We start from the raw sequence: 14,549 nt of genomic DNA, 5'->3' as shown, positions 1-14,549 counted from the left end.
TTCATGACCATTACTCGTGAGAAGCAGCGTCATTGGTAAACCAATGCGCGCGTGCCTTCATGATCATGGCCTTGGCTTCGTCCGCAGACTGGCCAGTGATATCTGTAAGTTCATCCACGGCAAGGTCGGCCAATTCATCGCGGGTGTGAACACCGCCGTCTGCCAGTTTGCCGATCAATTCGGAAGTAAGTCCATCGAGGTCGCGCAGGTCCTGGGACACTTCGTCCACGCTCTCTTCGTGGGCGATTTCCATGGTCAACAGCGCATCCTTGGCGCGGTTGCGCAGCTCGTGCACCGTGTCTTCGTCGAAGCTTTCGATTTCCAGCATTTCCTGCAGTGGCACATAGGCCACTTCTTCGAGGCTGGTGAAACCTTCTGCGATCAGGATGTCGGCGATTTCCTCGTCCACATCCAGCTTTTCCATGAACAGCTTGCGGCCGGAATCCGTTTCGTTGGCCAGCTTCTGAGCGCTTTCTGCCGCGTCCATGATGTTGATCTTCCAACCGGTGAGTTCAGAGGCCAGGCGCACGTTCTGTCCACCACGGCCAATCGCAATCGCCAGGTTTTCCTCGTCCACCACCACGTCCATGGCATGGCGCTCTTCGTCCACCACGATGGACGACACGTTGGCGGGGGCCAGCGCACCAATCACGAACTGGGCGGGATCTTCGGACCACAGCACGATGTCCACACGTTCGCCAGCCAGCTCATTGGTCACAGCATTTACGCGGGTACCACGCACACCGACGCAGGTGCCGATGGGGTCCACGCGCTTGTCGTGCGAGAGCACGGCGATCTTGGCGCGCGAACCGGAGTCACGGGCGCAGGATTTGATTTCCAGCAGGCCTTGTTCTATTTCGGGCACTTCCTGGCGGAACAACTCAATCATGAACTCCGGCGCAGAGCGCGACAGCACGATGGGAGCACCGCGCAGGGTCAGGTCCACTTCCATGATCATGGCGCGCACGCGGTCGCCGGTGCGAAGGTTTTCCTTGGCGATCATCTCGCTGCGGCGCAGGCGACCTTCGACGCGGCCGGATTCGACAATGATGTCGCCCTTGTCCATGCGCTTGACGGTGCCCACAAAGATCTTCTCGCCACGCGACATGAAATCGTTGAGCAGCATTTCGCGCTCAGCGTCACGGATCTTTTGCAGGATCACCTGCTTGGCGGCCATGGCACCGATACGGCCGATGGGCACGGAGGCCACGGACTCTTCGATGTACTCGTCCACCTCAATGTCAGGGATCTGCTCTTTAGCCTCAAACAGCAGGATTTCCTGGTCAGGCAGCTGCAGGCCGGCTTCATCGGGCACCACATGCCAGCGGCGGAAGGTTTCGTAGTTGCCACTGTCACGGTCCAGCGCGACGCGGATATCCACTTCGCCGGGGTACAGCTTTTTGGTGGCCTGGGCCAGAGCTGCTTCCACAGCGCCCAACACCACGTCACGTTCCACGTTTTTTTCTCGGGAAATTGCTTCCACCAGCATCAACAGTTCGCGATTCATGCCATGACTCTCCTGAACACTCTTATCAATACAAACAAACTTGAAGGACACGCCGACTGACACTCAGCCGTGCGACTTACTCCGCAGAACCTGCGATACCGCGGCCCTTGAAACTCACAATCGGTGCCAGCCGCGCGTCGCGCAGCTCGTCAAACGCGAAACCCAGAGCCTGCAGCGGCGGAGGCACGCGCTTCTTGCTCACCTTCTGGCCAGGCTTGGGCTCGGGCGCATCGCTCCAGACGATTTGCCAGCCCACGCTGCCGTCAGCGGCCACCACACGCTCCAGCGTGCCGCGAAATTTCTTGCGATTGGCATTGACCTGGCCTGCAGCGGCCTCGCCAATCGGCGCCTTGAGGGTGATGTCGATGACCTGTCCCACAAAACGCTCAAAATCCTGTGTGTGTCGCAGCGGGCGGTCGATACCGGGCGAGGACACCTCCAGCCGCTTGTACTCCACGCCATCCACTTCCAGTGCAAACTGCAACTGTCGTGTAACCTTTTCGCAGTCTTCCACGTTGACAAACTGCTCAACAGAAACTTGGCCTTCCACGGGCGCGGTCCAGGGCAAATCGATGGTGATGCGCAGCAAGCCTCCGGCGGAGCGCTCAATCTCCACCAAGTCATATCCCAGTCCTGCTACGGTTTGTTCAACGATTTCCTGTAATGCCACGTCTGTAAAGCCTGCCTGTATGCGTGCGTGAAAAACAATCGACCAAAAAAAACGGGCGGTAGTTACCCGCCCGTTTGGTCGTGAGCTTTGGATTATACCCACAAAGCGGTGCGAAGACCCTTGATCCGTAAGGAATTATTCGACTGCGGCCAGCAGCGTGCGGGTGTAGCCGTGCTGGGGCGCGTCCAGCACCTGTTCCACGGTGCCGCTTTCTACAATCTGCCCCGCTTGCATGACCACCACCCGGTGCGCCATCGCCCGGATGACCGCCACATCGTGAGTGATCAGCAGGTAGGCCAATCCCCGCTCGGCCTGCAGGCGCTGCAGCAGCTGCAGGATCTGCTGCGCCATGGTCACGTCCAACGCGCTCGTCGGCTCGTCCAGCACCAGCACTTGGGGCCGAACGATCAGTGCCCGGGCAATGGCCAAACGCTGGCGCTGGCCACCAGAAAACTGGTGCGGGTAGCGCTCCAGCAGACCGGGAAACTGTGCGTCAGTCAACCCCACGGTCTGCAGCACCTGCACCACCTGGGTGCGCCGTGCCGCAGTGTCAAGCTGTGGCGCATGCACCAGCAGCCCCTCGCCCACGATTTCTTCCACGGTCAGTCGGGGGGACAGCGAGGAGAACGGGTCCTGAAACACCACCTGCAGGCCCTTGCGCAAGGTCCGGTCGGCAGCACTGCCCTGCCCCCAGGCCTGGCCCAACACCGACAAATGGCCTGAAAACTTCTGCAAACCCAGCGCGGCCAGCGCCAAGGTAGATTTACCGGAGCCCGATTCGCCCACGATGCCCAGAGTCTGGCCCGCGGGCACGGCAAAGTCAGCGCCCTGCACGGCCACAAATTCACCCGACCGGAACCAGCCCTTCATTCCACCCAACGGCACCGGGTAGCCCACGCGCAGGCCTTGGCCTTGCAACAGCACCTCGGCGTCCGGCCGGGCCGGCAGTACATGGCAGCTGGGTCGGCTGTCCAGCAGGCGGCCGGTGTAGGGGTGCTGTGGCTGGGCAAACACTTGGGCCACGGTGCCGTGCTCAACGATGTGGCCTGCTTCCATCACCGTCACACGGTCGGCAAACTGGCGCACCAGGTTCAAGTCATGGGTGATCAGCAGCACGGCCATGCCGTGCTTATGCTGCAACTGGTCCAGCAGATCGAGAATCTGGCGGCGCACCGTCACGTCCAACGCCGTGGTGGGCTCGTCGGCCAACAGCAGCTTGGGGCGACAAGCCAGCGCCATGGCGATCATGGCACGCTGGCGCTGACCGCCGGAGAGCTGGTGAGGATAGGCCTTGAAGCGCCGTGCAGGTTCGGCAATGCCTGTATCTGCTATCAATTCAATAGCTGCTCGCGCAGATTCTGCGAGGGCTAGGCCTTGTTTTAGTTGCAAGATCTCAGCGATCTGCTCACCAATGGTCAGTACCGGGTTCAGGGCCGTCATGGGCTCCTGGAAGATCATGGCGATGTCCTGCCCGCGGATGGCGCGTAGTTGGCGCTCGGGCAGGCCCAAGAGGTTGACCGGCTGAGCCTGGCCAAAACTGGCGCGGCCCTGCACCTGGGCACCCTGCGCCAGCCCCAGCAGGCTCAGCGCGGTGACGGTTTTGCCCGAACCCGACTCGCCCACCAGCGCCAGCTTTTCACCGGGCTGGATCTGAAAATCCACACCGTGCACCACCTCGCGGCCATCGAAGGCGATACGCAGGCCCTGTACATCCAGAAGAGGTTTTGTGGCGCTCATGTGTCCTGCTTTCGGGGGTCCAGCGCATCGCGCAGGGCGTCGCCCATCAGGGTCAGCAACAGCAGCGTGACCACCAGCACGCCAAAGGTAGAGAGCGAGATCCACCAAGCGTCGATGTTGTTTTTGCCCTGCGAGAGCAGCTCGCCCAGCGACGGCGTGCCGGGCGGCACGCCCAGGCCCAGAAAATCCAGCGAGGTGAGCGCCAGGATGGCGCCGCTCATGCGGAACGGCAAAAATGTGACCACGGGCGTCAGGCTGTTGGGCAGCACATGGCGCGTGATGATTTTCCAGTTGGACACGCCCAGCGCACGGGCGGCCCGCACATAGTCAAGCTGGCGGTTGCGCAGGAATTCGGCCCGCACATAGTCGGACAGGCCCATCCAGCCAAACAGACTCAGCAGCACCAGCAACAGCGCAATACTGGGCGCGAACACGGCGCTGAAGATGATGAGCAGGTACAGCTCCGGCATGGCACCCCAGATTTCGATGAAGCGCTGGAAGGCCAGATCGGTCTTGCCGCCAAAAAAGCCCTGGATGGCCCCAGTGACCACGCCCAACACCACGCCGGTGAAGGTCAGCGCCAGCGCAAACAGCACACTCACGCGAAAACCGTAGATCAGTTGGGCCAGCAAGTCGCGCCCACGGTCATCGGTGCCGAACCAGTTGGCACGGCTGGGCGGCGCCGGGTTGGGTGCGGGGGCAAAGTAGTTCAGTGTCTTGGGACCGTAGGTATTGGGCGCAAACAGCGCCCAGTTGCCGGGCTCGGCCAGGCGCTGCTGGATGAAGGGGTCCAGGTAGTCGGTGGGCGTGGCGAAGTCCCCGCCGAACGTGGTCTCGGGATAGTCGCGCACCATGGGCCAGTAGGTCTGGCCCTGGTAGACCACCACTAGCGGCCGGTCGTTGGACACAAGCTCAGCCGCCAGGCTGATGAGCACCAGCGCACAAAAAATCAGCAGGCTGACAAAGCCCAGGCGGTTGCGCCGGAAGCGTTGCCAGGCGCGACGGCTGGGGCTTTGGCTGTGGGCAGTGTTGATCGGCATGGGGTCAGTCAAAGGTGACACGGGGGTCCACCCAGGCGTAGCAGAGATCGGATACCAGCTTGGTGACCAAGCCGATCAGCGTAAACAGGTAGAGCGTGCCCATGACCACGGGGTAGTCGCGGCGGATCACGCTCTCGTAACTCAGCAGGCCCATGCCATCCAGCGAGAACTGGGTTTCAATGAGCAAGGCACCGGTGAAAAACGCACCCACAAAGGCGGCCGGAAAGCCCGTGATGATGGGAATCAGCGCGTTGCGGAACACATGTTTCCACAGCACCTGGCCTTCCGACAGGCCCTTGGCGCGGGCGGTTACCACGTACTGCTTGCGGATTTCTTCCAGAAATGCGTTCTTGGTCAGCATGGCCGTCACGGCAAAGCTGCCGATCACCATAGCGGTGACCGGCAGCGTGATGTGCCAGAGGTAATCGGTAATGCGTGCGCCCCAGGATAGCGACTCCCAGTTGGCCGAGGTGAGCCCGCGCAGCGGAAACCACTGCAGCTGCCCACCAAAAATGACCAGCAGTGCGACTCCCAGCACAAAGCCCGGAATGGCATAGCCCACCAGGACCAACAGCGAGGTGACCAGATCAAACCGCGACCCCGCACGCACGGCCTTTGCCACGCCCAGCGGCACCGCGATGAGGTAGCTGATGAAGAAGGTCCACAGGCCCAGACTCATGGACACGGGCAGCTTTTCCCACACCAGGGTGGACACATCCTTGTTGTGAAAAAAACTCTTGCCCAGATCGAACCTGGCAAACTGCATCAGCATCTGCCAGAAACGCTCGGGCGCGGGCTTGTCAAAGCCATAGAGCGCCTTGGCCTGGGCAATACGTTTGGGGTCCACGCCCTGGGCACCGCGGTAGCTCAGGCCACCGCCGTCGGCGCCCGTACCGGCACCGGCCTTCGCCTCGGCAAGGTACTGCTCCACCGGGCCGCCGGGTACAAACTGGATCACCACAAAGGTGAGCAGCAGCACGCCCAGCAACGTAGGCAGCATGAGGGCTAGGCGTTTAAGAGAGTAAAGAAACATTATTTAGCCCACCACAGGTCAATGGCCCAGCCCTCGCCCTGGGTGTAGGGGGGCATTTGGGCAGGCTTGTCCAGACGCCAGGCGTTGTAGGCCAGTCGGTGGGTACCGGCGGACCATTGGGGCACCAGGATGTGGCTGTGCATGATGACGCGATCCAGCGCGCGGCAGGCGGGCACCAGGTCCTGCTTGCGCTTGGCACTGGTCATGCCAGCCACCAGGGCATCGACCGCCGGGCTCTTGATGCCGCTGAAATTGCCCGAGTCTTCGGTGTCCGCAGCCTTGCTGCCAAACAAATCCGCATATTCCTGGCCGGGGTTGTGCGTGCCTCCATAGGCAATGGAGGTGATGTCGAACTCGAATTTCTGCAGGCGTTGCTGGTAGAGCGCAAAGTCCACCGGGCGGAAGTTGAGCTTGACGCCGATTTTCTCCAGGTTGCGCACCCAGGGTGCGACGGTGCGCACACCGGTTTCCGCGCTGTCGAGGTATTCCAGCTCAAAGGCCTCACCCTTGGCATTGCGCAGCGCGCCGTCGTGGTACTCCCAGCCGGCATCTTTGAGCAGCTTTTGCGCTTGGCGCAGGTTGTTGCGCAAGGAGTTGTCGCCGTCGGTGCGCGGTGGCACGGCCATGGGGCCAAACACGGCCGCAGGTACCTGAGCACGCCAGGGGGCCAGCAGTGCAAGTTCTTCTGCCGAGGGCTCGCCAGTCGCCTGGCAATCGGTGTTGCCAAACAGGTCTTGCACGCGCTGGTACGCGCCATAAAACATCTGGCGGTTCATCCACTCGTAGTCCAACGCCAGGCCCAACGCCTGGCGAACTCGCACGTCTTTGAGCTTGTCACGGCGCGTATTGAGCACATAGCTCTGAAAGCCCGTGGGCAAGCGGTGCTTGAACTCGGCTTTGACCAGTTCACCGCTGTCAAATTTACGCCCATTGACGCGGCGCGCCCAGTCACCGGCGGAGAAGAATCGCATGAGGTCGAACTCGCCGGCCTTCAGCGCCTCCAGGCGCGCGGTGTTGTCCTTGTAGATCTTGACGACGATGCGGTCAAAGTTGGCGCTGCCGCGGCGCACGTTGAGGTCGCGCGCCCAGTAGCTGGGGTCGCGCACATAGGTGATGTCCTTGCCAAACACCACGGGGCCGATCTTGTAGGGCCCGCTGCCAATCGGGATGTCCATCACCACCTGGTCGAAGGGTTTGGCCTTGCCACCTTCTTCACCCCAACGGTGGCTGAACACGGGCAGGCCGCCTACGGTGAGAGGCAGTTCTCGGTTGGGCTTTTTGAAGCGATAGCGCACGGTGGTCGCGTCCAGCACGTCCACGCCCGCCACATCCTCCAGCACGCTTTTATAGGCCGGGGAAGTGAAAGGACCGACCAGCGTGTCGTAGCTGTGCTTGACATCGCGCGCCAGCACCGGGTCGCCGTTGTGGAAGCGGGCTTCCTTGCGCAGGCGGAAGGTGGCGCTTAAGCCGTCGGCCGCCACACTCACGTCTTCGGCCAGCAGGCCATAGCCGGCCGCGGTTTCGTCCAGCGAGCCGACCAGTAGCGTGTCGAACATCAGGCCGCTTAAATAGGCCGGGGCCGTGCCCTTGATCGTGAAGGGGTTGTACTTGTCGAAGGTGGAGACGCGCAGGTTGCTGACCAGGCGGAGTTCGCCGCCCTTGGGTGCACCGGCATTGGCGTAGTCAAACTGGGCAAAGTTGGCCGGGTACTTGAGGTCGCCCCAAAGTGCATAGCCGTGTGCGGCCCAGGCGCCCGAGGTCCACACACTGCCCAACGCCAACAACCAGCCCACCAGAATTCGCATGCGACAATTCTGCACTAGACCAAGCATTTTTCACGAGGACGATATGGGCTTTTTAGCTGGCAAGAAATTGTTGATCACCGGTGTGTTGTCGAACCGCTCCATTGCGTACGGCATCGCCAAGGCCTGCAAGGAGCAAGGCGCAGAGCTCGCATTCAGCTACGTGGGTGAGCGCTTCAAGGACCGCATCACCGAGTTCGCGGCCGACTTTGATTCCAAACTGGTGTTCGACTGCGACGTGAGCAATGACGAACAGATCGACCAGCTGTTCAAGGACTTGTCCGCCCACTGGCCCAGTTTCGACGGCTTCGTGCACAGCATCGGCTTTGCGCCACGCGAGGCGATTGCCGGCAACTTTCTGGATGGCCTGACGCGCGAGAACTTCAAGATCGCCCACGACATCAGCGCCTACAGCTTCCCCGCCATGGCCAAGGCCGCCCTGCCCTACCTGAGCGACAAGGCCGCCCTGCTGACACTGACCTACCTGGGTGCCGAGCGCATCATCCCCAACTACAACACCATGGGCCTGGCCAAGGCCAGCCTGGAAGCCAGCGTGCGCTACCTGGCCGAAGCTGTGGGCCCCAAGGGCATCCGCGTCAACGGCATCAGCGCAGGCCCCATCAAGACCCTGGCCGCCAGCGGCATCAAGGACTTTGGCAAGCTGCTGCACACCGTGGCCGATGCTTCACCGATTCGCCGCAATGTGACGATCGAGGACGTAGGCAATGTGGCCGCCTTCCTGCTGAGCGACCTGGCCGGTGGCGTGACCGCCGAGATCACCTATGTGGACGGCGGCTACAGCCAGACCATGGGCGTGACCACCGATCTGGCCTGATTTCACCGGAGCTAGAGGTCAAATAGGCCTCTAGCCCCCGTAGATATTGGGCGAGCAGCTAGAAAAACGATAGCAAACAAAAAGGCGCGGGGTGCAAAGCCCCGGCGCCTTTTGTCATTCAGGGGGCCGCGCGCCCTTGTGGATTACTTCTTCACGCAGTCAGCGAAATAGCGCACCTTGCCGTCCTCACCCACTTCGCTTACCAGGCCGTGCACATCGGTCTCAAAACCGGGGCACTGGGCGTTGAACTCGCGCGAGAACTTCAGGTAATCCACCACTTTCTTGTTGAACACTTCACCGGGGATCAGCAAGGGAATGCCGGGGGGGTACGGTGTCACCATACCGACCGACACGCGGCCTTCGAGGTGGTCGATCTCTACACGCTCGGTCTTGCGCAGCGCAATATGGGCGTAGGCGTCGCTGGGCTTCATGGCCGGGGTCAGGTCGCTCAGGTACACCTCGGTGGTCAGGCGCGCAATGTCGTACTTGGCGTACAGCTGGTGGATGTGGTGACACAGGTCAGCCAGGCCCATCTTTTCGTAGCGCGGGTGCTTTTGCACAAACTCGGGCAGCACACGCCACATGGGCTGGTTCTTGGCGTAATCGTCCTTGAACTGCTGCAGCGCGGTCAACATGCTGTTCCAGCGGCCCTTGGTGATGCCGATGGTGAACATGATGAAGAAGCTGTACAGGCCCGTCTTTTCCACCACCACGCCGTGCTCAGCCAGGAACTTGGTCACGATGGACGCAGGAATACCGGTCTTGGCGAACTTCCCATTCAGGTCCAAGCCTGGGGTCACGATGGTGGACTTGATCGGGTCCAGCATGTTGAAGCCGCTGGCCAGCTTGCCAAAGCCGTGCCAGTTGGCCTTGGCGGTCTTGGATTCACCCTTGATGACCCAGTCGGCGGCCTTGCCAATGCCTTCGTCGGCCAGCTTGTCCGGGCCCCAGACCTTGAACCACCAGTCGTCACCGTACTCTTCGTCCACCTTGCGCATGGCGCGGCGGAAGTCCAGCGCCTCGGCAATGCTTTCTTCCACCAGCGCGGTGCCACCGGGTGGCTCCATCATGGCGGCGGCCACGTCGCAGCTGGCGATGATGCTGTACTGCGGGCTGGTGCTGGTGTGCATCAGGTAGGCCTCGTTGAAGAGGTGCTTGTCCAACTTCACGGTCTGCGAGTCCTGCACCAACACATGGCTGGCCTGGCTGATACCGGCCAGCAGCTTGTGGATGGACTGGGTGCTGTAGACCACGGCTTCCTTGGGGCGCGCGCGGTTCTTGCCCATGGCGTGGTAGGTGCCGTAGAAGGGGTGGAAGGCGGCGTGGGGCAGCCAGGCCTCGTCGAAGTGGATGTTCTCCACATAGCCGTCCAGCATGGTCTTGATGGTTTCGGTGTTGTAGAGCACGCCGTCGTAGGTGCTTTGCGTCAGGGTAAGAATGCGCGGCTTGATCTTCTTGGCATCCACGCCCTTGAGCAGCGGGTTGGCCTTGATCTTGGCGCGAATCGTCTCAGGCTCGAACTCGCTTTGCGGGATGGGGCCGATGATGCCGAAGTGGTTGCGCGTGGGCTTCAGGAACACGGGAATAGCCCCGGTCATGATGATGGCGTGCAGGTTGGACTTGTGGCAGTTACGGTCTACGATCACGATGTCGCCCGGCGCCACGGTGTGGTGCCAGACCATCTTGTTGGACGTGGAAGTGCCGTTGGTGACGAAGAAGCAGTGGTCAGCATTGAAAATGCGCGCTGCATTGCGCTCGGACGCGCCAATCGCACCGTTGTGGTCCAGCAACTGGCCCAACTCTTCCACCGCATTGCAGACGTCGGCGCGCAGCATGTTTTCGCCATAGAACTGGTGGTACATCTGACCCACGGGGCTCTTCAGGAAGGCCACGCCGCCCGAGTGCCCTGGGCAGTGCCAGCTGTAGGATCCGTCTTCAGCATAATCGAGCAGCGCCTTGAAAAACGGTGGCTGCACGCCTTCCAGGTAGCCCTTCGCCTCACGGATGATGTGGCGCGCCACGAACTCGGGCGTGTCCTCAAACATGTGGATGAAGCCGTGCAGCTCGCGCAGGATGTCGTTGGGGATATGGCGGCTCGTTTTGGTTTCGCCGTACACATAAATAGGCACGTCCAGGTTCTTGCGGCGCACTTCTTCGATGAAATGGCGCAGGTTCAGCACCGCAGGGTCCAGGTCCGGGCCAGGGGTGAACTCTTCGTCGTCGATGGACAAGATGAAGGCACTTGCGCGCGACTGCTGCTGGGCAAATTGCGAGAGATCGCCATAGCTGGTCACGCCCAGCACCTCAAAGCCTTCCGTTTCAATGGCCTGGGCCAAGGCGCGGATGCCCAGTCCCGACGTGTTTTCCGAGCGGAAATCTTCGTCAATGATGATGATGGGAAAGCGAAACTTCATCGAAAGGCTCCAACGGACGGGCTAAAAATGGCAAAACAGGCGCGAAGTGTAAGGACTTCTGGCGACAACGTCGTGGCGCGGTCTCTCATTTGGCCCACAATGTGGCGTCATCAATACAAAGGAGGCCCCGCCCATGTCAGAACCCACCCTCTGGTGGCTGGTTACAGGTGCCGTTGTTGCCGCGGAGCTGCTGACAGGCACTTTTTACCTGCTGATGCTGTCCCTGGGGACTGCGGCAGCCGCGCTGGCAGCGCACGCCGGTGCCAGTGTCACGCTGCAGCTACTCACCGCAGCCTTGGTGGGCGGTGGCGCGGTAATAGGCTGGCATTTCAAGCGCGACCGATCGAACACCGAACCGCCTGCCCAAGCCAACCCCAACGTCAATATGGATATTGGCGAAACGGTCAACGTCAACCAATGGAATGCGGACGGCACTGCCCAAGTGCAATACCGCGGCGCCCAGTGGACAGCCATGCACCGCACGGGCATCATCCCGGCGCCAGGCCCTCACCGTATCGCCGAAATCACCGGCAACCGCCTTCTGGTCGATAAAGCTTAAAACTCAACAGGGACTCCTATGGAAATCGCCATCGTCATACTGGTTATCGCCGTCATCTTCATCACCCGCTCCATCAAGGTCGTGCCCCAGCAGCATGCCTGGGTCATTGAGCGCCTGGGCAAGTACCACGGAACGCTGACACCTGGACTCAATATCCTGGTGCCGTTCGTGGACAAGGTGGCCTACAAACACGTGCTGAAGGAAATTCCGCTGGACATCGCCAGCCAGGTTTGCATCACGCGCGACAACACCCAGCTGCAGGTCGACGGCATCCTGTACTTCCAGGTGACCGATGCCATGCGCGCCAGCTATGGCTCCAGCAATTACATCGTCGCCATTTCGCAACTGGCGCAAACCTCGTTGCGTTCGGTCATCGGCAAGCTGGAGCTGGACAAGACTTTCGAGGAGCGCGACATCATCAACGCCCAGGTGGTGGCCGCCATTGACGAGGCCGCGCTGAACTGGGGCGTGAAGGTGCTGCGTTACGAAATCAAGGACCTGACCCCGCCGAAAGAAATATTGCACGCCATGCAGGCGCAAATCACCGCGGAACGTGAGAAACGCGCACTGATTGCCGCGTCTGAAGGCCGCCGCCAGGAACAGATCAACATTGCCACGGGTGAACGCGAAGCCTTCATTGCCCGCTCCGAAGGCGAGAAACAGGCCGTGATCAACAAGGCCCAGGGCGAAGCGGCCTCAATCACGGCGGTGGCCGATGCCACGGCTGCAGCCATTGAGCGCATTGCCGCCGCCATCCGCCAACCTGGTGGAGAACAGGCCGTGCAACTCAAGGTGGCCGAAAAAGCCGTCGAGGCCTATAGCCAGGTGGCTGCCGATGCAACGACCACACTCATTATTCCGGCCAATATGAGCGAAGTCTCTACGCTCATCGCCACGGCGATGAAGATGGTGCAATCCAACAAGTAGGCCTCAGCAAATGCGGCATCCACCGCGTCCAGAGCTCAACAACAATGTGCCCCATGTGTTGCCTTGTCTTCGGGTTTAAAGCTGCCCGAACAATAACCGATGGGGCTTGGTTCTTCAGGATGGAAATAACCAGTTGAGTTAGTGCTGCGGCGAAGTAAGAAGAATGACCTACCCTGCCCCTACCCCTTTGAACGAGGCCCAACGTTTGGAGCGCCTGCGGCTGCTGGAGGTTCTGGACACCGGACCGGAGCCAATTTTCGATGCATTGACCCGCACAGCGTCCCTGTTGTGCGATGCGCCCATTGCGCTTTTGAGCCTGGTGGACGCAGATCGGCAATGGTTCAAATCCAACGTAGGTTTGACAGACGTCGCCGAGACACCACGCGCACTGGCCTTTTGTGCCCATGCCATTCTGCAATCGGAGATCATGGAGGTCCCTGACGCCACGCAAGATGTTCGCTTCCAGGACAACCCTTTGGTGACCGGGCAGCCCGACATTCGCTTCTATGCGGGTGCCCCCATCGTCATGCCGGGCGGTGAAAACATTGGCACCCTGTGCGTCATCGACAAAAAGCCGCGGGATTTGACGCCACAGCAGCGCAGTGCCTTGGCCAGCCTGGCTGAGGCAGCGGCCAAAGCTTTGAATATGCGAGGGAAGGCCTTGGAGCTGGATCGCGTCAACACCGCGCTACTCAAGAAAGCCGAGGAGGCCGGCGCCAAGGAGGCGCTGTACCGTGCCATTGTCGAAGACCAAACGGATCTGATTTCCTTGGCGCTTCCAACAGGAGAGCTGACATTTGTCAATGAGGCCTATGCCGCTCACTTTGAGCTCACACCGGAAGGTATGGTGGGACACAATTTGCTGGAATACGTGTCCTCCCAAGACAGAGAGGCGGTCAGCGCGCACCTTCAGGCTTTGTGCCAGACGCCAGGCTTTGCCGTCGGAGAAAACCAGATGCGCTCGCACGCAGGAGACGAACGATGGGTGGCTTGGTCCAACCGTTCGATTGGTGATGCCAATGGCCGCGTCGTCGCGCTGCATTCTGTGGGACGCGATATCACAGAAAGGAAGCGATTCGAATTCGCCTTGAAGTCCAGCCAGGAGCGATTCCGCACGCTCTACGAGTCGACTCCAGCGATGCTGCACTCCATAGACCCACAAGGGAATATCCTGTTTGTGAGCGATAAATGGCTACACACGCTGGGCTATCTGCGAGAAGAGGTCGTGGGTCGAAAATCAACGGAATTCTTGACTGGCGATTCCCAAGAGCACGCCCATAGCGTTGTCCTGCCGGGCTTCTTCGAATCCGGTCGCTGCGACGACATACCCTACCAAATGGTGCACAAAGATGGCCACATTCTTGACGTGCTCATGTCGGCGGTGTTGGAGCGCGACGCTCAAGGAGAACCTCTTCATTCGTTGGCCGTGACCCAGGATGTCACTGAAAAGAATGCTATTGCACGCGCGCTGCGGGTGAATGAAGAACGTTTGACGCTGGCAACCAGTGCCAACGAAATCGGCATCTGGGAGTTCGATCTCAAGACCGGGCGTCTCGAATGGAGTGACACCATGTTCTCCATTTTCGGAGGAACACGCGACACGTTCGAGGGGAACCTGGCGGACTGGTCCCGCAAAGTCCATCCTGACGATTTGAAGCTCAGTGAGCAAGCGTTTCAGCAGGCCATAGAAACGCATGCGCCCATGGATTTCGATTTTCGGGTCGTGCGCAACCAGGGCGAGGTTCGTTTTGTGAATGCCCGGGCCATGGTGATCAGAGGGGGATGCGGACGAAATCTTGGACTATCTTTGGAGGTAGTTCATGTATTCGTACGAAGACAGAATCCGAGCAGTCCAGCTCTACATAAAACTGGGCAAGCGCATCAAGGCAACCATCCGTCAACTGGGTTACCCGACCAAAAATGCCCTGAAGGATTGGTATCGCGAGTACGAACGGCAGTCCGATCTGCCCGTGGGCTATGCAGGTCGGCCGCCCAAGTATTCGCAGGCACAGAAGCAGGCAGCTA

10 protein-coding genes and 2 pseudogenes are annotated in these 14,549 nt (G+C 60.5%); 5 read left to right on the top strand and 7 right to left on the bottom strand.

Translation table 11 applies throughout. The features are described from left to right. Positions 1-10: 10 nt before the first annotated feature. From nusA to AC07OE_RS03250, 6 genes are all read right to left on the bottom strand, one after another. Positions 11-1,507, bottom strand: coding sequence for a transcription termination factor NusA (gene nusA / locus AC07OE_RS03275; RefSeq protein ID WP_495069142.1), 1,497 nt, complete (start codon positions 1,505-1,507; stop codon positions 11-13). Between the two features lie 76 nt (positions 1,508-1,583). Further along, positions 1,584-2,177, bottom strand: coding sequence for a ribosome maturation factor RimP (gene rimP / locus AC07OE_RS03270; RefSeq protein WP_495069141.1), 594 nt, complete (start codon positions 2,175-2,177; stop codon positions 1,584-1,586). A 135-nt stretch (positions 2,178-2,312) separates the two neighbouring features. Beyond that, complete coding sequence (locus AC07OE_RS03265) at positions 2,313-3,914, bottom strand: ABC transporter ATP-binding protein (protein WP_495069140.1); 1,602 nt, start codon at positions 3,912-3,914, stop codon at positions 2,313-2,315. Beyond that, entirely contained in the window at positions 3,911-4,954 is a 1,044-nt protein-coding gene (locus tag AC07OE_RS03260; RefSeq protein ID WP_495069139.1) for an ABC transporter permease, read from the bottom strand. The genes AC07OE_RS03265 and AC07OE_RS03260 overlap by 4 nt, the downstream gene beginning before the upstream one ends. Before the next feature lie 4 nt (positions 4,955-4,958). After that, positions 4,959-5,987, bottom strand: coding sequence for an ABC transporter permease subunit (locus tag AC07OE_RS03255; RefSeq protein WP_495069138.1), 1,029 nt, complete (start codon positions 5,985-5,987; stop codon positions 4,959-4,961). After that, entirely contained in the window at positions 5,987-7,792 is a 1,806-nt protein-coding gene (locus tag AC07OE_RS03250) for an extracellular solute-binding protein (protein WP_495069137.1), read from the bottom strand. The genes AC07OE_RS03255 and AC07OE_RS03250 overlap by 1 nt, the downstream gene beginning before the upstream one ends. 43 nt (positions 7,793-7,835) lie before the next feature. On the opposite strand from AC07OE_RS03250, the gene fabI reads away from it, so the two are divergent. Beyond that, on the top strand, positions 7,836-8,624 hold the full coding sequence (gene fabI, locus AC07OE_RS03245; RefSeq protein ID WP_495069136.1) for an enoyl-ACP reductase FabI: 789 nt from the start codon (positions 7,836-7,838) through the stop codon (positions 8,622-8,624). 143 nt (positions 8,625-8,767) lie between these two features. On the opposite strand, the gene AC07OE_RS03240 is transcribed toward fabI, so the two are convergent. Next, a complete protein-coding gene (locus AC07OE_RS03240; RefSeq protein WP_495069135.1) occupies positions 8,768-11,038 on the bottom strand; it encodes an Orn/Lys/Arg family decarboxylase in 2,271 nt (756 codons plus the stop codon). A gap of 133 nt (positions 11,039-11,171) precedes the next feature. Here AC07OE_RS03240 and AC07OE_RS03235 point away from each other — a divergent pair, with 133 nt between their 5' ends. The 4 genes and pseudogenes from AC07OE_RS03235 to AC07OE_RS03220 form a co-directional block, all read left to right on the top strand. Then, positions 11,172-11,597, top strand: coding sequence for an NfeD family protein (locus AC07OE_RS03235; RefSeq protein WP_495069134.1), 426 nt, complete (start codon positions 11,172-11,174; stop codon positions 11,595-11,597). 18 nt (positions 11,598-11,615) lie between these two features. Further along, positions 11,616-12,524 carry an SPFH domain-containing protein gene (locus AC07OE_RS03230; RefSeq protein WP_495069133.1) on the top strand — a complete coding sequence of 303 codons (909 nt, stop codon included), beginning with the start codon at positions 11,616-11,618 and terminating at the stop codon, positions 12,522-12,524. A 163-nt stretch (positions 12,525-12,687) separates the two neighbouring features. Continuing rightward, positions 12,688-14,253, top strand: a pseudogene (locus AC07OE_RS03225) (PAS domain S-box protein); the annotation flags it as partial. A 91-nt stretch (positions 14,254-14,344) separates the two neighbouring features. Further along, positions 14,345-14,549, top strand: a pseudogene (locus AC07OE_RS03220) (IS3 family transposase); the annotation flags it as partial.

It is taken from the genome of Rhodoferax sp. GW821-FHT09E07 (assembly GCF_059416145.1).
Note: the sequence above shows the minus strand (reverse complement) of the source record. Positions and strands in the feature narration are given on the sequence as shown.

Excerpts from the sequence above, each read along its gene's own strand:
- nusA (WP_495069142.1), bottom strand. The coding sequence starts at position 1,507 with ATGAATCGCGAACTGTTGATGCTGGTGGAAGCAATTTCCCGAGAAAAA.
- AC07OE_RS03265 (WP_495069140.1), bottom strand. The coding sequence starts at position 3,914 with ATGAGCGCCACAAAACCTCTTCTGGATGTACAGGGCCTGCGTATCGCC.
- AC07OE_RS03260 (WP_495069139.1), bottom strand. The coding sequence starts at position 4,954 with ATGCCGATCAACACTGCCCACAGCCAAAGCCCCAGCCGTCGCGCCTGG.
- AC07OE_RS03255 (WP_495069138.1), bottom strand. The coding sequence starts at position 5,987 with ATGTTTCTTTACTCTCTTAAACGCCTAGCCCTCATGCTGCCTACGTTG.
- AC07OE_RS03250 (WP_495069137.1), bottom strand. The coding sequence starts at position 7,792 with ATGCGAATTCTGGTGGGCTGGTTGTTGGCGTTGGGCAGTGTGTGGACC.
- fabI (WP_495069136.1), top strand. The coding sequence starts at position 7,836 with ATGGGCTTTTTAGCTGGCAAGAAATTGTTGATCACCGGTGTGTTGTCG.
- AC07OE_RS03240 (WP_495069135.1), bottom strand. The coding sequence starts at position 11,038 with ATGAAGTTTCGCTTTCCCATCATCATCATTGACGAAGATTTCCGCTCG.
- AC07OE_RS03235 (WP_495069134.1), top strand. The coding sequence starts at position 11,172 with ATGTCAGAACCCACCCTCTGGTGGCTGGTTACAGGTGCCGTTGTTGCC.
- AC07OE_RS03230 (WP_495069133.1), top strand. The coding sequence starts at position 11,616 with ATGGAAATCGCCATCGTCATACTGGTTATCGCCGTCATCTTCATCACC.